Source organism: Marinomonas ostreistagni (genome assembly GCF_016888445.1).
In the GTDB taxonomy this organism is placed as follows: Bacteria; Pseudomonadota; Gammaproteobacteria; order Pseudomonadales; family Marinomonadaceae; genus Marinomonas; species Marinomonas ostreistagni.
The window spans coordinates 1-17,735 of the sequence record NZ_JAFEKF010000004.1 but is presented as its reverse complement, the minus strand read 5'-3'; the positions used below and the strand labels follow the sequence as shown (position 1 = coordinate 17,735).

Annotated in this window: 18 protein-coding genes and 1 rRNA gene; 2 read left to right on the top strand and 17 right to left on the bottom strand. The window is 47.0% G+C overall.

Annotated elements, in window-relative coordinates; all coding sequences use genetic code 11:
- Positions 1-5 precede the first annotated feature (5 nt).
- The 14 genes from hisS to iscR form a co-directional block, all read right to left on the bottom strand.
- Positions 6-1,286, bottom strand: coding sequence for a histidine--tRNA ligase (gene hisS, locus JQX58_RS11485; protein WP_204147006.1), 1,281 nt, complete (start codon positions 1,284-1,286; stop codon positions 6-8).
- Positions 1,287-1,297: 11 nt separating this feature from the next.
- Positions 1,298-2,410 (bottom strand): flavodoxin-dependent (E)-4-hydroxy-3-methylbut-2-enyl-diphosphate synthase, encoded by a 1,113-nt coding sequence (ispG, locus tag JQX58_RS11480; protein WP_204147005.1) that lies wholly within the window; start codon positions 2,408-2,410, stop codon positions 1,298-1,300.
- An 8-nt stretch (positions 2,411-2,418) separates the two neighbouring features.
- A complete protein-coding gene (locus JQX58_RS11475) occupies positions 2,419-3,438 on the bottom strand; it encodes a RodZ domain-containing protein (RefSeq protein ID WP_204147004.1) in 1,020 nt (339 codons plus the stop codon).
- Positions 3,439-3,758: 320 nt separating this feature from the next.
- Positions 3,759-4,874 carry a dual-specificity RNA methyltransferase RlmN gene (gene rlmN, locus JQX58_RS11470; RefSeq protein WP_204147003.1) on the bottom strand — a complete coding sequence of 372 codons (1,116 nt, stop codon included), beginning with the start codon at positions 4,872-4,874 and terminating at the stop codon, positions 3,759-3,761.
- Between the two features lie 153 nt (positions 4,875-5,027).
- A complete protein-coding gene (ndk, locus tag JQX58_RS11465) occupies positions 5,028-5,435 on the bottom strand; it encodes a nucleoside-diphosphate kinase (RefSeq protein WP_067206960.1) in 408 nt (135 codons plus the stop codon).
- A 147-nt stretch (positions 5,436-5,582) separates the two neighbouring features.
- The gene (locus tag JQX58_RS11460; RefSeq protein WP_204147002.1) at positions 5,583-6,734 is read right to left on the bottom strand and encodes an IscS subfamily cysteine desulfurase; all 1,152 of its coding nucleotides are present in this window, start codon (positions 6,732-6,734) and stop codon (positions 5,583-5,585) included.
- A 17-nt stretch (positions 6,735-6,751) separates the two neighbouring features.
- A complete protein-coding gene (locus JQX58_RS11455; RefSeq protein WP_204147001.1) occupies positions 6,752-7,177 on the bottom strand; it encodes a SufE family protein in 426 nt (141 codons plus the stop codon).
- A gap of 96 nt (positions 7,178-7,273) precedes the next feature.
- Positions 7,274-7,804, bottom strand: coding sequence for a putative Fe-S cluster assembly protein SufT (sufT, locus tag JQX58_RS11450; protein WP_204147000.1), 531 nt, complete (start codon positions 7,802-7,804; stop codon positions 7,274-7,276).
- Between the two features lie 3 nt (positions 7,805-7,807).
- The gene (locus JQX58_RS11445; RefSeq protein WP_204146999.1) at positions 7,808-8,158 is read right to left on the bottom strand and encodes a HesB/IscA family protein; all 351 of its coding nucleotides are present in this window, start codon (positions 8,156-8,158) and stop codon (positions 7,808-7,810) included.
- Positions 8,159-8,166: 8 nt separating this feature from the next.
- Positions 8,167-9,384: an aminotransferase class V-fold PLP-dependent enzyme gene (locus tag JQX58_RS11440; RefSeq protein WP_204146998.1), complete on the bottom strand. Its 1,218-nt coding sequence runs from the start codon at positions 9,382-9,384 to the stop codon at positions 8,167-8,169.
- A gap of 11 nt (positions 9,385-9,395) precedes the next feature.
- Positions 9,396-10,619: a Fe-S cluster assembly protein SufD gene (sufD, locus tag JQX58_RS11435; protein ID WP_204146997.1), complete on the bottom strand. Its 1,224-nt coding sequence runs from the start codon at positions 10,617-10,619 to the stop codon at positions 9,396-9,398.
- A 2-nt stretch (positions 10,620-10,621) separates the two neighbouring features.
- Positions 10,622-11,407 (bottom strand): Fe-S cluster assembly ATPase SufC, encoded by a 786-nt coding sequence (sufC, locus tag JQX58_RS11430; protein WP_204146996.1) that lies wholly within the window; start codon positions 11,405-11,407, stop codon positions 10,622-10,624.
- A gap of 19 nt (positions 11,408-11,426) precedes the next feature.
- The gene (sufB, locus tag JQX58_RS11425; RefSeq protein ID WP_204146995.1) at positions 11,427-12,863 is read right to left on the bottom strand and encodes a Fe-S cluster assembly protein SufB; all 1,437 of its coding nucleotides are present in this window, start codon (positions 12,861-12,863) and stop codon (positions 11,427-11,429) included.
- Positions 12,864-12,914: 51 nt separating this feature from the next.
- Positions 12,915-13,406, bottom strand: a complete 492-nt coding sequence (iscR, locus tag JQX58_RS11420; protein ID WP_204146994.1) for a Fe-S cluster assembly transcriptional regulator IscR — start codon at positions 13,404-13,406, stop codon at positions 12,915-12,917.
- Positions 13,407-13,640: 234 nt separating this feature from the next.
- On the opposite strand from iscR, the gene JQX58_RS11415 reads away from it, so the two are divergent.
- The gene (locus JQX58_RS11415) at positions 13,641-14,192 is read left to right on the top strand and encodes a hypothetical protein (RefSeq protein ID WP_204146993.1); all 552 of its coding nucleotides are present in this window, start codon (positions 13,641-13,643) and stop codon (positions 14,190-14,192) included.
- 44 nt (positions 14,193-14,236) lie between these two features.
- On the opposite strand, the gene JQX58_RS11410 is transcribed toward JQX58_RS11415, so the two are convergent.
- Positions 14,237-15,127 (bottom strand): DMT family transporter, encoded by an 891-nt coding sequence (locus JQX58_RS11410; RefSeq protein ID WP_204146992.1) that lies wholly within the window; start codon positions 15,125-15,127, stop codon positions 14,237-14,239.
- A 106-nt stretch (positions 15,128-15,233) separates the two neighbouring features.
- On the opposite strand from JQX58_RS11410, the gene JQX58_RS11405 reads away from it, so the two are divergent.
- On the top strand, positions 15,234-16,181 hold the full coding sequence (locus JQX58_RS11405; RefSeq protein ID WP_204146991.1) for a LysR substrate-binding domain-containing protein: 948 nt from the start codon (positions 15,234-15,236) through the stop codon (positions 16,179-16,181).
- On the opposite strand, the gene JQX58_RS11400 is transcribed toward JQX58_RS11405, so the two are convergent.
- Both JQX58_RS11400 and rrf read right to left on the bottom strand, forming a co-directional pair.
- On the bottom strand, positions 16,162-16,785 hold the full coding sequence (locus JQX58_RS11400) for a hypothetical protein (protein WP_204146990.1): 624 nt from the start codon (positions 16,783-16,785) through the stop codon (positions 16,162-16,164). The genes JQX58_RS11405 and JQX58_RS11400 overlap by 20 nt on opposite strands.
- A 739-nt stretch (positions 16,786-17,524) precedes the next feature.
- Positions 17,525-17,639: ribosomal RNA gene (gene rrf / locus JQX58_RS11395) — 5S ribosomal RNA — on the bottom strand.
- Positions 17,640-17,735: the final 96 nt, after the last annotated feature.

Below are 17,735 nucleotides of genomic sequence, written 5' to 3'. Positions count from 1 at the left end.
ATCAATCAACCATTAAGCTGTTGCGATAAGTAACCTGCTAGTTCTGTCGTAGCACAAGACGTTTGCTCGCCGTTAAGCATATCTTTTACCTGAACAATGCCCTGCTCTACTTCCGTATCACCTAAAATCAAAGTAAAGCGAGCACCTGACTTATCGGCTTTTTTCATTTGGTTTTTGAAGTTACCGCCACCACAGTGGCGTAGTACCTGCCAGCCTTGCTCGGCATTGCGTAATTGTTCGGCGACCACAAATGATTGCACTTCCGCCGCCTCACCGAAGCTGACCACAAAGACATCAGTATTATCTTTAGCCGCGTCAGGAATCAAGTCTAACGTTTCTAGTAATAGCACCAAACGTTCAACGCCCATCGCGAAGCCCACTGCTGGGGTTGCGCGTCCGCCTAGTTGTTCAACCAAGCCATCGTAGCGACCACCAGCACAGACTGTCGCTTGCGCGCCAAGATGCGTGGTTACCCATTCGAATACGGTTTTGCCATAGTAGTCTAAGCCACGTACTAGCTTAGTATTGATAACAAATGGGACATCGTTTGCTGTCAAAATAGCTTGTAGGCGCTCGAAATGCGCTTGCGACTCGTCATCGATGAAGTCTTCTAAGCTCGGCGCTTGCTCAAGCACTTGCTGAGTCTTTTCATCTTTCGAATCAAGGATACGTAGTGGGTTAGTCGTCAGACGGCGCTGACTGTCCTCATCTAACTGATCTTTATACTGCGTCAGATACTCAACCAAAGCAGCTTTAAAAGCTTCACGTGCAGCCGCCACACCGATGGTGTTTAACTGCAGCTCGACATGCTCTAAAAGACCCAGTTGTTTCCACAAGCGCGCCGTTAGGATGATCAGCTCAGCATCGATATCGGGGGTCGACATGCCAAAGGATTCCACACCAATTTGGTGGAACTGACGGTAGCGACCTTTTTGCGGGCGCTCATAGCGGAACATCGGACCGACATACCAAAGGCGCTGAGTTTGATTAAACAATAATCCGGCTTGGTCCGCGGCACGCACACAGCTTGCTGTACCCTCAGGGCGCAAAGTTAGGGACTCCCCATTGCGGTCATCAAAGGTGTACATTTCTTTTTCAACGATATCGGTGGTTTCACCGACACCGCGCTTAAACAGCTCTGTGTGCTCAACAATTGGAAAACGAATTTGTTGGTAACCATAACTGCTCACGACCTGAGCAACAGTTTTTTCTAGATACTGCCAAACGGAAGACTGGCCAGGCAGAATATCATTCATGCCACGAATTGCTTGTACTTTACGACCCACTGTAAGTGCCCTTATGACTTAACGATCAGATTCGATTCTTGTTGCTCTTTTTCCTTAGCTTTGTCGCGAATAAGGCGCTCAAGATCTTCTACTAAGGTTTCATTTTTAACTTTTGAACTGGGTTTGCCATCGAGGTATACCAAATTATTTGGCGAACCACCGGTTAACCCCAAATCCGCTTCTTTAGCTTCACCCGGTCCATTCACGACACAACCGATAACAGCCACATCCATAGCTACTTGAATATCGTCTAAGCGCTCTTCTAGCTCGTTCATGGTTTTGATGACATCAAAGTTTTGGCGTGAGCAGCTTGGGCAGGCAATAAAGTTAATGCCTCGACTACGCAGTTTTAAACTACGCAACATATCCCAACCAACCTTGATCTCTTGCACAGGGTCTGCGGCAAGCGAGACACGTAAGGTGTCACCAATGCCGTCCATTAGCAAAAGTCCTAAACCAATGGAAGATTTCACTGTGCCCGAGCGCAAGCCACCCGCTTCAGTGATCCCTAGGTGCAGTGGGTTATCAATCTGAGAGGCAATTTTACGGTAGGCTTCTACCGTCATAAAAATGTCCGAGGCTTTAAGGCTTAGCTTAAACTCTTGGAAATCCAACGCGTCAAAGTATTCGATTTGGCGGAAGGCTGATTCTACTAGCGCATCAGGAGTTGGCTCGCCGTATTTTTTCTGCAGATCTTTTTCCAGTGACCCAGCATTTACACCGATTCGAATCGGAATGTTTTTATCACGCGCACAATCAACCACCGCGCGGACACGATCTTTGTTACCGATATTGCCTGGATTGATACGCAAACAATCAACACCGTATTCCGCCACTTTCAGCGCAATTCGGTGGTCGAAATGGATGTCGGCTACCAACGGAATATTGACTTGTTCACGGATGGATTTAAATGCTTCAGCGGCATCCATTGAAGGCACTGATACACGTACAATATCGGCGCCAGCATCTTGAATAGCTTGAATTTGCGCTACCGTTGCTGCCACATCACACGTTTCGGTATTGGTCATACTTTGCACACTAATTGGTGCACCACCACCAACGGGCACATTGCCAACCATAATCTGACGTGAGTGACGTCGTTTAATAGGCGATTCGAAATGCATAAATCTCTCTACTCAAGCTCAAATCGAGCTAGGTCGTTACGAACATTAGAGGAGAAGTCAAACGCCTCTCCTTTATAAATAAATTCTGTTACCCCTGGGGCGTAGCCCAAAGTCACTTGATAAGGTGCTTCACCATTGAGTTCAAGGGTACTACCAGACGATTTAACACCGGAGAACAGTACTCGCCCAGTGCTATCTTGTACTTGCGTCCAGCAATCAGCGCTGAAGTTTACCACAATGTCGTTAGAATAAGCAGGTTGCGTCGGTGCCTCGGATGCTACAGATTGGCTTGTTTCATTCTCTTGGCGCGCCGCCTGAGCGACTTCATCGGGATCTAAGCCTGCATCTTCTAGCAAAGCCATAGTTTCGGCTGACAGCCCAGTAACGACCTCTTCGTCCAAATCTTCTAAAGCATCAATTTGCGTATTTTCCAGTGCAGATAAATCCAGCTCATCTAGCCCTACCTGCTCTGCAGTCGAATCAGCATCAGGGTCCTGAGCCGCACTCTCGTCTGGCGTCAGTGTTGGCTCGACAGGACTTTCTGATTCATCCGCTGGCTCTACAGCGCTTTGCTCGGCCACGGGCGCGTCGTTGGCTGGGGCCTCATCATCACTGGTAAAACTTGGCCACCAAAACGCAACAAAGACAATGATCGCCAAAATGATGACTGATACTATCATGACAATCGGATCACGTACGGTCGCCTGATGTTTGACATTATCAACCGAGCGTATAGTGGTTTCCTTGGAAGAAAGCTGCTGATCGTAGGCTTCAAGGACAGGTCGATAATCTATATCTAAGACACGGCAATAGCTTTTCAGATAGCCACGCGCAAAGGTAGGTGAACGGAATAGCTGGAATTGGTTGTTTTCAAGTGCATGGACTTTATCGATTGACAACTTTAACTCAGTTGCCACATGTCGCTCAGAATAAGCCAACGCAAGGCGCTTAGTTCGCAAAACTTGGCCAATATCCATTGCGCTGTTACCTTGCTCAGGAGCGATATCCATCTCTAATTCAGTTGTCATGGTATTACCTTGATATTTCAGGCAAACAGAAGCGCGAGGGGCTATAAAATGTAAGGTCAGCTTCGATAACCTTGGCGGCTATCGACAGACAAGAATATGAGCCCTGAAGTCCAAAAGAAACGGACCAAGTCATGCCTGAATATTGATGTAAAGGCGCTTTCTGCTAATAGTTTGTTATTAAATCAAGATTGCGCCTTGCCATCAAATCAATCCCACCAAAATGGTGAAAATCTTTTCTATCACAATGCGGTTTTTAACAACATCTGACAGCTTTTTGACAAATCTCACCATCCAACGTTGTTAAGGTCGCTTCTGCTTGGTTATTCAGACACCTGACGCAGCTCGATGTACTTTTGCGAGCGTCGAGTTTTATCTAGGAAGTCACCTACCAACTGACCACAGGCAGCGTCGATATCATCACCACGGGTGGTGCGTACCGTCACGGTGTACCCATCATCCGCAAGAATTTTCTGGAAACGACGTGTTTGATTATTTGAAGGCTTCTCATAACCCGAATGTGGGAACGGGTTAAAGGGAATCAAGTTAATCTTACACTCCAAATTCTGCAGCAGTTTAGAGAGTTGGCGCGCATGCTCTTCCTGATCGTTCACGCCCGCCATGACAGTGTATTCAATCGTGATGTGGCGTTTATCAGGCAAGTTATCTAGGTAGTGCTGACACGCTTCAAGCAGTTCTTCGATTGGGTATTTCTTGTTGATTGGAACCAACTCATTACGCAGCTCGTTGTTTGGCGCGTGCAAAGAAATCGCCAATGACACATCGGTGCGTTTCACCAACTCATAAATACGCGGCACTACGCCAGACGTACTTAGGGTCACGCGGCGTTTAGACAAACCGTAAGCATTGTCATGCATCATCAGGGTCATGGCATCGACCACGGGCTCGAAGTTCATCAGCGGCTCGCCCATGCCCATCATCACCACATTGGTTACACGACGCGGACCATTAGGGTCCATCGGCCCAAATGATTTGATCGCGATCCATACTTGGCCGATGATTTCTGCAGGCGTTAGATTACGGTTAAAGCCTTGCTTACCCGTCGAGCAGAAGCTGCAGTCTAGCGAACAGCCAACCTGCGATGACACACAAAGCGTCGCGCGATCGCCATCTGGAATGAGTACCGCTTCAACGCAGTTATTATTGCCGCCTTCGGTACGAATAATCCATTTGCGTGTGCCATCCGTTGAGATGTTTTGCGACACAATCTCTGGCGCACGGATCTCACATATGGTTTCAAGTTTAGCACGCAGTTTCTTACTGACATCCGTCATGTCATCAAAGGACTCAGCGCCCTTTTGGTGAATCCATTTCATTACTTGCGTTGCGCGAAATTTCTTCTCGCCAATCGATTCAAAAAAAGCAATCAACTTTTCGGGAGAAAGGCCAAGTAAGTTTACTTTTTGGGTGTCAGTCATAGGATTATATCATTCGCCATAAAGCGTTAAGTGTAGACAAAAAAGCTTCTGAAAAGCGTCAATCTTTTCAGAAGCCTCTGCAAAGAAGCGGGCCATAGGCCCGCTTCTTCAAAACCTTTTTCTCTTGATGAGAAAGTAAGGCTAGCAGATCAATTACTTACCGAAGAAGTAAGCAACTTCACGTGCAGCAGACTCAACAGAGTCAGAACCGTGTACAGCGTTTGCATCGATAGACTCAGCGTAATCTGCACGTAGCGTACCAGCAGCAGCTTCTTTAGGGTTAGTTGCCCCCATTAGCTCGCGGTGACGTAGAACAGCGCCTTCGCCTTCAAGAACAGAAACAACAACAGGACCAGAAGTCATGAATGCTACTAGGTCATTGTAGAATGGACGCTCTTTGTGCTCAGCGTAGAAGCCACCTGCTAGCTCGTCGTCTAGTTGGATCATTTTCGCTTCAACGATTTTCAGACCAGCACGCTCGAAACGAGTGTAGATTTCACCGATTACGTTTTTAGCAACAGCATCTGGTTTGATGATAGATAGAGTGCGTTCTAGCGCCATGTTAAACTCCAAAATGGTATTTCAAAGAGCTCACCGATATTAGTAAGCTCGACTTAAAAGATTTGCGCGTGGATTATACGCATGTCTTTGTTAAATTTGTATGTATGAATGACTTTTTTTCGTGTTTCATGTACTGAAAAGCGTCATTTACACTGCGCGTAGCTGTGCCACTGCGTTCGTAACCGTTTCGATAACAAAATCGACTTCTGCTTCGGTTGTAAAACGCCCTACCGACATGCGTAACGAGGCATGCGCTAATTCGTCTGGCAAGCCAATCGCACGTAATACATAAGAGGGTTCCAAGCTTGCAGAGGTACAAGCGGAACCAGAAGACACGGCAATGTCGGCAAGCGACATCAACAGTATTTCACCATCAACGCCATCGAAACCCACATTGATTACACCGGCAACACGGTGATTAGAGTTACCGTTTAGGTGTACGCCACCCATTGCATTTAAGCCATTCCAAAGACGTTCACGTAATGCCGCAATGCGTGTGCAGTCTTCTAGCATATCGCTCTTAGCCACAGCGAACGCAGCGCCCATACCAACTATCTGGTGGGTCGCTAAGGTGCCTGAGCGCATTCCACGCTCATGCCCACCACCATGAATCTGTGCGGCTACCTTTACTTTTGGTGAGCGACGCACATACAGCGCACCGATACCTTTAGGGCCATAGGTTTTATGCGCGGTCAGTGACATCAGATCAACATTCATTGCATTGACATCAATAGCCACTTTGCCAGTCGTTTGTGCCGCATCAACATGCAAGAAAATACCACGCGCTCGGGTCTCTTGACCGATGGCTGCGATGTCTGTGAGCACGCCCAACTCATTATTACCGTGCATCAGTGACACCAAGATAGTATCTTCGCGTAACGCTGCCAATACACTGTCGACCGTAATTTCGCCCTGTTCGTTTGGCTTTAAGTAGGTAACTTCAAAGCCCTCTAGCTCCAATTGACGACACGGGTCTAACACTGCCTTGTGCTCGATCATCGAGGTCACGATATGGCGACCTTTAGACTTGTACTCCTGCGCCACCCCTTTTAAGGCCAAATTGTTGGCTTCGGTCGCGCCTGACGTCCAAACGATTTCTCGAGCATCAGCACCGATAAGCTCGGCAACTTGTTGGCGCGCTTCCTCTACTGCCTCTTCAGCACGCCAGCCAAATAGGTGCGAGCGCGAAGCGGGATTACCAAAATTGCCATCCTTGGTTAAGCACTGCATCATCTGTTCGGCCACACGTGGGTCTACAGGTGTCGTAGCAGAGTTATCAAGGTATACAGGGGTTTGCATGGGAGTCTCCAAAAAACTTATACAGAAGCTTGCGCAATAGACTTAACGCGACCAACAATCGAGCGTAAACCATTGCCGCGGGTCGGGCTCAGATGGCTTTCAAGGTCCAACTCTGCAAAATATTGATCAATATCGAACGCTAGTATCTCTGCAGGCGTTTGCTTATCGTAAGCTGCCATAACAATGCCTAATAAACCGCGTACAATCACTGCATCACTGTCGACAGCAAAAGTCAGCACTTCACCTTTTACCGGATCTTGTTCTGTGCCCGGCTGAATCCATACATTACTTTGACAGCCTTTCACTAGACGTTCAGTGGTGCGCCACTGCTCGTCAAACGCTGGCAAGGATTTACCTAAGTCTATGATGTAGCTGTACTTCTCTTCCCAATCATCAAAAAATGAAATGTCATCAATAATTTCTTCGGTTGTCGGTAAAGACATATGGCCTCGCTCGGTCTGCTCTAGCAAAAAAGAAACGGCCAATGGGTAAACATTGGCCGTGTGGTATTGTATTAGATTTTGGCGTTTGGCTGTAGCTTAGAAAAACAGTCCCGCCTCAAGCTGAGCTTCTTCGCTCATCATATCTCGCGACCAAGGCGGATCAAAGACCAACTCAACCTTGGCTAGGTCTACATTCGGTACTTTTTCGACGCGGTATTTCACATCACTGACCAATACAGGCCCCATACCGCAGCCTGGCGCAGTTAACGTCATTTGAATATTAACTTGCTTAGCCGACTGATCAAGTGTCACATCATAGATTAGACCCAACGACACCAAGCTGATTGGAATTTCTGGGTCATAAACACTGTCCAGAGCCTGCCAAACCTGCTCTGCAATAATCTGACCTGAGCCATCATCAAGAAACGCCAAGACTTCAGGCTCTTGACCAATAGCATCCGCATCAGTGCCATCAATACGTAGCATATTACCTTGGAAGGTGACCGTATAATTACCACCCAATGCTTGATTGATGGTAATAAACTGCCCTTCAGGGATTGTCGTGGGCTCACCACTTGGCACTCGGCGTGCGGGACACTCACGTTGAGTGACAACCATCTTTTGCATAATTTAGTTCACGCTAAAGCTTTCGCCGCAGCCACATTCAGCTACTACGTTTGGGTTATTGAACTTTACGACTTGGTTAATACCTTCACGCACAAGGTCGATTTCTGTACCTTGCAACAGCGTTAACGACTCATCATCAATCGCGAGCTTAACGCCATCAAAATCCATGACTGCGTCACCTGCTTCAGGCGCTGCAACGATATCTAATACGTAAGCGTAACCAGTGCAGCCGCTTTCTTTGGTGCTTAAACGCACTAATGCGCCTTCTTGTGCCGCAAGCTTGGATGCAAAAAACTTACGCGCGTTGTCTGTCAGAGTAACAGACTGATTCGGATCAAATGTTTCGGTCGCCATAATGCCTCCTACGCCAACATCATGTGAACTTTTTTGAGCGCTTTAAAAAACAACTCAACTTCTTCGATTGTGTTATAGATCGAAAATGACATACGCGCCGTACCCGGCACGCCAAAACGCGCCATCAGAGGCTGAGCGCAGTGGTCACCGGTACGAATGGCAATGCCTTGGCGATCTAACAAGAAACCAATGTCTGCTGGGTGACCACCTTCAAAGACAAAGCTCAGAGCGCCGACTTTGTGTTCGGCTTCACCTATGATACGTAAGCCATCAAAGTCTTTGGCAAGCTCAGTAGCACGTGCCATCAAGGCCTGCTCATGCTCAGCCACCGCTGCATGATCAAGGGCATTAAACCAACGAATGGCTTCACCGAGTGCAATCGCATCACCAACATTCGGTGTACCCGCTTCTAGGCGGTACGGTAAAACATTCCACGTGGCATCTTGTAACGTAACCGTTGCGATCATCTCGCCACCGGTTTGCCAAACAGGCCAGTCAGCTAAAAGCTCAGTCTTGCCCCACAGCGCACCGATTCCCATTGGGCCATAAATTTTATGGCCCGAGAAAGCATAAAAATCACAACCGATTGCCTGCACATCAACATCACCGTGCGCGATACCTTGAGCACCATCGATCATCACCCAAGCACCGACAGTCTTGGCTTGCTCAGTCAACCATTTTACTGGATTGACCGTGCCAAGAGAGTTCGACACATGCGGGAAAGCAACCAGCTTGGTGTTGTCGTTTAGTAGCGCTTGATAGGCCTCTAAATCAAGCTCACCTTTATCCGTTACCGGAACCGTATGCAAGGTTGCACCTGCTGCTTTACACGCCTGCTGCCAAGTCACGATATTGGCATGATGCTCCATGCCGGTCACGATCACTTCATCAGTCGCTTTAAGCAGTTTTGACAAACCGTTGGCCACCATATTAATGCCTTCGGTTGTACCGCTGGTCCAAATAACTTCTTCTCGCGCTGGCGCATTGATGAAGTCTTTAATGATGTCGCGTGCCGCTTCAAATTTACGTGTCGCCTCATCCGCCAAGCGGTGTGCCCCACGGTGTACATTTGAGTTGTAAAGCGAGTAGTACTCCACCAGTGCGTCAATGACACACTGGGGCTTTTGTGTGGTAGCAGCGTTATCTAGATAGATTAAAGGCTTACCATCAATTTCGCGCTTCAATATAGGGAACTGCTCACGAATAGCAGCAACATCAAGACTCATGGACTTCTCGCTTATTTTACTTCCATCTGGGCAAATCGATCACGAATGATAGGACGAACCCACTCAGCCAAAGCTTCATTTGGCATCTGATCAATCAACTCATTAATAAAACCAAAGCTTAGCATTAACTGCGCTTGCGAGCGGCTCACACCGCGTGTTTGCAAGTAGTACAACGCTTTCTTATCGATCTCAGCAACGGTTGCACCGTGAGCACAACGCACGTCGTCTGCATAGATCTCAAGCTCAGGCTTGGTATTGATCTCAGCCTTGTTAGACATCAGCAAGTTGCGGTTATTCAGCTCGGCTAATGTTTTCTGAGCATCACGATGAATGTGGATACGACCATTAAACACTGCACGACTGCGATCCGCTGCAATACCACGAATATTCTCTTCTGTGGTGCAGTTAGGCACTTCGTGCTCAACTGTCGCATGCAAATCAAACAGCTCTTGACCATCCAGTAGGTAGATAGCGTTCAGCTTCGCATCCGCTTTCTCGCCCGCATGAATGATGTCGGTATCAATACGCTGTAGCGCACTACCGAAACCAATGATAGAGCTGTTTAGCTTGGCTTCTTCAAGTAACTTAAAGTGACAGCCACCGATTGCAACATTGTCATCTACTTGCAGAGCAAAGCGGTAATGCTCAAGGCTGGCCTGCGCACCAATTTGGTATTCGGTGAACGCTGTAGCTAATGTCGCGCCATAGCCTTCGCCATTTTCAATAACGCTCAAAGAGGCATTGGCTTTCAGCTCAACCACCACACGAATATGACCTTCAGAGCCTTCGCTCAAGAGATTGTTAATTCGTAGCGGCTGAGCGATAGACACGCCTTCAGCTACCGTAACGACGGCAACATCTGCTGCCAACACATCGTTCACCAAGCCAAACACATGACGACTAGGCTTGATGGAGCCGAACAGTGTCGACTCTTGCATCTCAACCGTTAAGCCTTCAGGTAGCTCTTCCGGCAGTGAAATCAGTTGGCCATCGATAAAGGTCAACTCTAAGAAATCAACACCGTCAATCGCTACCGGCGCCAACTCAGCTGGCTCTTCTTTAGCCACCGCCGTAGTGCGTTCTACCGCGCGTAACGGTGTGTATTTCCATGCTTCTGTTTTACGCGTCGGCCACTTTGTGTCTTTTAGCAACGCTAGTGACGCAGCACGCTGGTCGGAGAAACCATCTTGAATGCTGTCCGCACGAGCGATGGCTTGTTGTAACCATTCACTCATGATTAATCCTCTAGTTCGTCTTCAGTCGGCTCTGATTGAATCCAAGCGTAGCCTTGCTCTTCAAGCTCTTTCGCTAATGATGCATCACCGCTCTTAACGATTTTGCCATCCGCCAATACGTGTACGAAGTCAGGCTTAATGTAATCCAGTAGACGCTGATAGTGCGTCACTACGATAAAGCTACGCTCACCATCACGTTGACTGTTTACACCGTTGGCGACTACTTGCATTGCATCGATGTCTAGGCCTGAGTCGGTCTCATCCAAAATGCATAGCTTAGGCTGAAGCAACATCATCTGCATGATTTCATTACGCTTCTTCTCACCACCAGAGAAGCCTTCGTTAACACCACGCTTTAGGAAAGACACTGGCAAGTTGACTTGCTTACAGGCTTCTTTCGCCATTTTCAAAAATTCAGCAGATGTAACCGCTTCTTCGCCACGCGCTTCACGCTGGGCGTCGACTGCTGCTTTCAAAAACTCAAGATTGCTTACACCTGGGATTTCAACAGGGTATTGGAACGCTAAGAAAAGGCCTGCGCGTGCGCGCTCTTCTACTTCCATTTCTAGCAGATTTTCACCAGCTAGCGTTACTTCACCGCTGTCAACTTCGTAGCCATCACGGCCAGACAATACGTAACCAGTAGTCGACTTGCCGGCACCGTTAGGGCCCATAATGGCATGTACTTCACCTGGTTTAATGTCTAGGTTGAGACCTTTGAGAATGTTTTTTTCTTCTACACTTGCGTGCAAATCTTTAATCGATAACAAAACGTTTTCGTTTGACATGTTCAATGGGTTCCTCAACCTAACCAACAGAGCCTTCAAGGCTAATTTCGAGAAGTTTGCCTGCTTCAACGGCAAACTCCATAGGGAGTTCTTTAAAGACTTCTTTACAGAAGCCATTAACGATCATTGAGACCGCTTTTTCAGGATCGACGCCACGCTGCTGACACAAGAACATTTGGTCATCGCTGACTTTAGAGGTGGTCGCTTCGTGCTCAATAATCGCAGATGGATTGCGACTTTCCACATAAGGGAACGTATGGGCACCACACTGATCACCGATCAATAGCGAGTCACACTGAGTGAAGTTACGCGCGCCTTCCGCACCTGGATTCATGCGTACAAGACCACGGTACGAGTTATTACTGCGACCTGCAGAAATACCTTTAGATATGATCGTCGACTTAGTGTTTTTACCTAGGTGGATCATCTTGGTACCGGTGTCAGCTTGCTGACGACCACGCGTCAAAGCAACCGAGTAGAATTCACCGACACTGTTATCGCCTTTTAGTACACAGCTTGGGTATTTCCACGTCACAGAAGAGCCTGTCTCTACTTGTGTCCAAGAGATTTTGGCATTGGTATGACAAATGCCACGCTTGGTCACAAAGTTATAGATACCGCCTTTACCTTCCTCATCACCTGGATACCAGTTTTGTACGGTTGAGTACTTAATCTCAGCATCATCTAACGCAACCAGCTCCACCACCGCAGCGTGCAATTGGTTTTCATCACGTTGTGGTGCAGTACAACCTTCAAGGTAACTTACATAAGAACCTTCATCGGCAACGATTAGAGTACGTTCGAATTGACCAGTGTTTTGTTCGTTGATACGGAAGTAAGTCGACAGCTCCATTGGGCAACGAGTACCTTTTGGAATGTAGACAAACGAACCATCGGTAAAGACCGCACAATTTAATGCTGCGAAGTAGTTATCTTTGGTTGGCACCACGCTGCCGATGTATTTTTTAACCAGATCTGGGTACTTGTGCAGCGCTTCAGAAATTGGGCAAAAGATAACGCCGGCTTCTTCTAGCTTTTCGCGGAAAGTGGTTACGACTGATACAGAGTCAAATACAGCATCAACGGCAACGCCTGCTAGCATTTGCTGCTCAACCAGTGGGATACCAAGTTTTTCGTAGGTACGCAAAAGTTCCGGATCAACCTCGTCCAAAGACTTAGGCTTATCCTTCATACTTTTTGGTGCCGAGTAGTATGAAATCGCTTGGAAGTCGATTTTTGGGTAATCCACGTGAGCCCAATCAGGCTCTTCCATTTCTTGCCAAACACGAAACGCATTGAGACGCCATTCCAGCATCCACTCAGGTTCACCTTTGACCTCAGAGATTCGGCGGATTACATCTTCATTGAGGCCTGGCTCAAACGTTTCTGATTCCACTGCAGAAACGAAGCCCGCTTCATATTCTCGAGCTAACGCCTTATCAATCTGCTCAGTCATATTAGAAACTCACTCATTATTCTAGGGGCAACGCCCGACTAGTTGTGTTCGTTAACCGATGAGGGCCGCGGAAATTTTTTCTTTCGCTGCCGAAGCCGACACCTTGCTATCATTATCTTGTCGTTCAGCAACTTGCCGAACATCTTGGCGCTTAACTAACTTTTCAAGACTAATTTGACTCAAAAAGTCATGTATCTGATCACTTAAATCACACCACAAATGATGTGTTAAACAAGTATGCCCACCTTGGCAATCACTGCGCCCTTGGCACCCAGTTGCGTCTACGGACTCATTGACCGCATCGACAATCTGAGCAACGAAAATTTCATTACGATCGCGACTTAATAAATAACCGCCACCTGGACCACGCACGCTGAGCACGAGCTTTTGTTTGCGTAATTTAGCAAACAACTGCTCCAAATAAGACAGCGAAATCCCCTGCCTATTTGATATGTCAGAAAGCGATACCGGACCACTGTCTGCATGCAAAGCCAAATCCAGCATTGCAGTTACCGCATAACGACCTTTTGTTGTTAAGCGCATAAACGCTCCACTCAAATGCTTATGGATGACTCGCATCATACAAAAACCTAGTATTTTGATCAAGTATTTACCTGAGTCGCCTACTAGGGTATTCGCACAAGAGCAAAAACTGAGGTATTTTAAGGGTATAGAGGGCAAAACTGAATCGCTTAACGCGTATTTGTTACTATATCTTTCGGGTTTTTGGCCGTTATAGTAATAACCCTAGTTAACGGCTTGCCCAAGGAGCGTAAAATGGCAAAACTAACCGATGAAAACGAAGCGCTGGATGTTAGCGCTAAAAAGAAGAAACCGATTGCTCTAATCATTGGTTTCGCTGTCTGTTTTCTACTGAGTGTTGGCGCGTCTGCAGGCATTACCTTTTGGCTAACGTCAAGCCAAAACAATTCACAGCAACTGACTACGTTACAAAGCCAATTGGATACGCAATTATCCGCCATGCGTCAGAGTATAGAGCAGCAGAATACGACACTAAGTGCTATGCGCGGCGAAAATGAAACACTTCGCACCTACTTACGTCATAGTAGCGCCGATTCCATCAAAAACATCATGATTAACCAAGAAGAGAATATACAGGCGTACTTATCGGTCATGCGCCAAGCCATTGGCGATTTGGCAGAAATCGTCCCTCGTAGTACAGAATGGGAAACCACTTACCAATACCAAATGGATTTAGCTTTAAAATCCAGCATGGAACGCGCCAGCTTATTACGCCTTCTTAAGACAGGCGAGCCGCCCAAGCCTAGCGACGCAGTGCCCGCCCAATCCCCTAGCACAAACAACTAAAACTTCGCCCGCACTGGGCGAAGTCTTTTGCGCAAACGACACGACTAGTCTTGCAAGGCAGCCAGTTTTAGCTGCCTCTTACGCTGTCTCGCTAAGGCGATATCTTTACGACTTAGCAGCAATAGTGGTGTGATAATCAGGGCTGCGCCCAACAGTAGGCTCAAGTCGATTGTTTCGGTAAAAAAGAACCAACCTGCAAACATCGCAAACAATAGACCAGAATACTCTGCTGAGCTTACTTGGCTTGAGGCAACATAACGATACCCAATTAGACAACCTAAGCTATACAACACCGAACAAATAGAAGATCCAAACGCAAACCCAATTTGCGCCCATGAGAGCGAACCGCCCTCCCAGATAGCCAACCCAGCCGCCAACGGTAACGCGCATACCTGAGCTATCAACAAACCATGCATGGCACTCTGACCGGCAGGAAGCTTACGCACCAAAAGACTATTTACCGCTAATGCCAAAGCGAACGCTAACGCACTCACCATTCCCCAGCCCAAATAACTCGGTTTAAGGATCACCAAAACCCCTAAAAAACCAGAAATAGCCGCCAACAAGACAGGTGCCGTTAACTTCTCTTTATAAAACACGACAGCTAAGAGAATGATAAAAATAGGAGCGGTATAGAAAATGGCATTCGCCGTAGCCAAGGGTAGTTGCGCTAAGGAAATCACTAATAAAATCGACGTTAACACCCACAAGTTACCGCGTACCAGATGCAAACGCAGACCTGCAAAAGGCTGCTCTACACGTTGACTGAGCACAAATGGCGCTAACACCAGACACATGAATAACACTCGAAAAAAAGTAAATTGAAAAACGGCAGCATCTGCTTGTGCGAACTTAATTAGCACATCACACAAAGTGGCCATCAAGTTCCCTAACACCAATACTAAAATGGCACTGCTTACTGTACGTCCGGACATAACCCCTCCTAATAGCCCGAGCTTTGAATAACCGCAGTATAGGAAGGTTTATAAATTCATTAAAATGATATAAATTTAACTAGTATTAATTTTTTAGATAGTAAATATGAACCTCCCCCCTCTTAAGTCCTTACCTGTATTTGAAAGTGTGGCGCGTCTCAATAGCTTTTCATTGGCAGCGGAAGAGCTGCACATCACTCAAAGCGCTGTATCACATCATATTAAGCAACTTGAAGACCACTTAGGGGAGCAGTTGTTTATTCGCCAAGGGCGTAAGCTAGAACTGACTAATGAAGGCAAAGGTTATCTGGATTCCATTACTGGCTCGCTGAACCAAATAGCCAGAGCGACCGAAAACATTAAAGGCGTTACTGAAACCAAACTGCGCTTAGCGGTCTACAGCTCATTCGCTGTGTATTGGCTAATACCGCGTCTCCCTAAACTCAAACGGCTACACCCAAACCTAGATATCACCATAGAAATGACTTTCTCTGAGCCTGAGTTATCAGATCGCACTGCCGACTGTTTTATTACCGTGGATAGCGAAAAGCGTGGCTTCATGTTTGAGCACTTTTATACCGAACGACTGTTTCCAGTCTGCAGCCAGACCATGCTCCAAACCATACAACATGAGTTACAAGTAAATACCCTAGAAGAGCTCGAAATAATCCTGGCAGAAAATCCACAGGCGCTAGCACAATTCCCGCTGATTACGTCGTATAGCATGTATGAACGTTACGCTGAAGACTGGCGCCGTTGGTTTGAGCAACAAGGTACAGATTTACCTGAGGGGATTAATTTTCACCGTTTCAGTCATTTAATGCTGGCCCATGAAGCAGCCATACATTCGCTTGGCATCGCACTGGTAAATGACTATATGTTTAACGAAAAGGAGCCAAAAGACGGCTTAGTGAAGCTACCGTGTACTGTACACGACGCTAAAGACAGTTTTTATATTGCTTATAAAAGCAGTAGAAGACAAGAACCAGCGCTGAATCAACTCAGACGCTGGCTCTTAACAGAGTTTAACGAGCTTAGCTCAGCTTTTCAGTAGCATTGTCTTGCTTACGGTTAGCAAGCACAAAAGCACACAACTCAACGGCAGCGATCATAACAATTGAGTAGCCTAGAAGCTCAACACCCTCTTCAACGATATTTTTCACCGCACGAATGTAGGTTTCGCCCAATAAGCTTTCCCATATTTCACCACGTCCCATCATGCGAGAGAAGGCAAGAATAATCACCAAACCAGAGGTAACAAAGCCAAAGCTTGAAGTCTGAGAAAAACGACGTAGTGAGAAATAACTTTCTTTAACTTGCTTACGCAAAATAAACAGCGTGCATACCAACACAATAGATACAAAGACCTGCCATGCACCATCAAACACATTTTGATCTAAGAAAGAATCGGATTCACGTATCCACATCATTAGCATTAAAGAGCCCAGCAAGATACAGGCTTGACGCAGTGGCTTAGAATGGTAAGCACACAAGTAAAACAACATTGCACTGCTGAAGGTAAATAAGTCTTGCAACCTTTCTGTCAGCGACTGCTCACTGTACTCCGCACTAGGACCGTACTCGATCGCCTCAATACCAATTCCATAAGCCACAGCGGCTAACGCCAACAAATAAATCAAACCACGAACAATAAACATTAACTCTCTCCAAAAAATAGCGCGTGAATTCTAATCGATAACCTTCCTACCTTGCCACGCTAAAATGCACGCTTCCTACATACTTATCATTAACACCTGCTTTATGCCGATATCGTGCAAACATACGCTTTCTTAACGACACCTTAAGACTTAACTGAAATAAATGACAAATAATATGGACGAAAGCCCAGCAAGCGTTGCTTGCGATCGCGCGTGGAACGCTCGTACACTGGGTTGTGTTGAGAAGGAACTCTGCGTGAAAAGGCTATTGCCCGTGACTAACGGCGCTAGCCGCTTTGCTTAAGCCCAGCAAGCGTTGCTTGCGATCGCGCATGAAACGCCCTCGTACAAGAACCGAAGCCCTGAAGAAACTTTGAGGTAGGCGTCATAACCCTTTTGCAGCGCCCATTTCATATTGGCGCGTGGTGCCGATATGTGGCGCGTAAAAGGTGTTTGGCGCCGACGCTCAACCACAAATCTCTCAAGCCTAGGCTTTTTCGCCAGACGTAAAAAAGCCCTGACCGATGATACTCGAAATGATGAAGGGTTATGAGACGACGACCACAATGATCTGAAGCTTCGCTTCATCCCCTGCGGGCATCCTTCGGATGTCTGCCACTGGCTCCTTCGGAGCATCGTGTCATCACATGGATCCGTTGTAGTGGACAGATAGGTGACGGGATTCTGAAATTAAAAAACCCCGCCCTGCTTCGCAGGACGGGGTTCTTTTAATTTAAAAGCTTGACGACGACCTACTCTCACATGGGATCTCCCACACTACCATCGGCGATGGCGCCTTTCACTTCTGAGTTCGGGATGGGATCAGGTGGTTCAACGCCTCTATGATCGTCAAGCAAACGGGTTTGCGTTCGTTTTGGGTAGCTTGTTGCTTTTTCCAAAACACGCAAGTTCATAAACTTGATGTCTTCAACAATTGTCTTTTGAAACAG

Coding starts and splice junctions, on each gene's coding strand:
- JQX58_RS11440 (WP_204146998.1), bottom strand. CDS start 9,384: ATGAGTCTTGATGTTGCTGCTATTCGTGAGCAGTTCCCTATATTGAAG.
- rlmN (WP_204147003.1), bottom strand. CDS start 4,874: ATGACTGACACCCAAAAAGTAAACTTACTTGGCCTTTCTCCCGAAAAG.
- ispG (WP_204147005.1), bottom strand. CDS start 2,410: ATGCATTTCGAATCGCCTATTAAACGACGTCACTCACGTCAGATTATG.
- JQX58_RS11410 (WP_204146992.1), bottom strand. CDS start 15,127: ATGTCCGGACGTACAGTAAGCAGTGCCATTTTAGTATTGGTGTTAGGG.
- iscR (WP_204146994.1), bottom strand. CDS start 13,406: ATGCGCTTAACAACAAAAGGTCGTTATGCGGTAACTGCAATGCTGGAT.
- sufD (WP_204146997.1), bottom strand. CDS start 10,619: ATGAGTGAATGGTTACAACAAGCCATCGCTCGTGCGGACAGCATTCAA.
- sufC (WP_204146996.1), bottom strand. CDS start 11,407: ATGTCAAACGAAAACGTTTTGTTATCGATTAAAGATTTGCACGCAAGT.
- JQX58_RS11405 (WP_204146991.1), top strand. CDS start 15,234: ATGAACCTCCCCCCTCTTAAGTCCTTACCTGTATTTGAAAGTGTGGCG.
- sufB (WP_204146995.1), bottom strand. CDS start 12,863: ATGACTGAGCAGATTGATAAGGCGTTAGCTCGAGAATATGAAGCGGGC.
- ndk (WP_067206960.1), bottom strand. CDS start 5,435: ATGGCGCTAGAACGCACTCTATCTATCATCAAACCAGATGCTGTTGCT.
- JQX58_RS11415 (WP_204146993.1), top strand. CDS start 13,641: ATGGCAAAACTAACCGATGAAAACGAAGCGCTGGATGTTAGCGCTAAA.
- JQX58_RS11455 (WP_204147001.1), bottom strand. CDS start 7,177: ATGTCTTTACCGACAACCGAAGAAATTATTGATGACATTTCATTTTTT.
- JQX58_RS11475 (WP_204147004.1), bottom strand. CDS start 3,438: ATGACAACTGAATTAGAGATGGATATCGCTCCTGAGCAAGGTAACAGC.
- JQX58_RS11460 (WP_204147002.1), bottom strand. CDS start 6,734: ATGCAAACCCCTGTATACCTTGATAACTCTGCTACGACACCTGTAGAC.
- sufT (WP_204147000.1), bottom strand. CDS start 7,804: ATGCAAAAGATGGTTGTCACTCAACGTGAGTGTCCCGCACGCCGAGTG.
- JQX58_RS11400 (WP_204146990.1), bottom strand. CDS start 16,785: ATGTTTATTGTTCGTGGTTTGATTTATTTGTTGGCGTTAGCCGCTGTG.
- JQX58_RS11445 (WP_204146999.1), bottom strand. CDS start 8,158: ATGGCGACCGAAACATTTGATCCGAATCAGTCTGTTACTCTGACAGAC.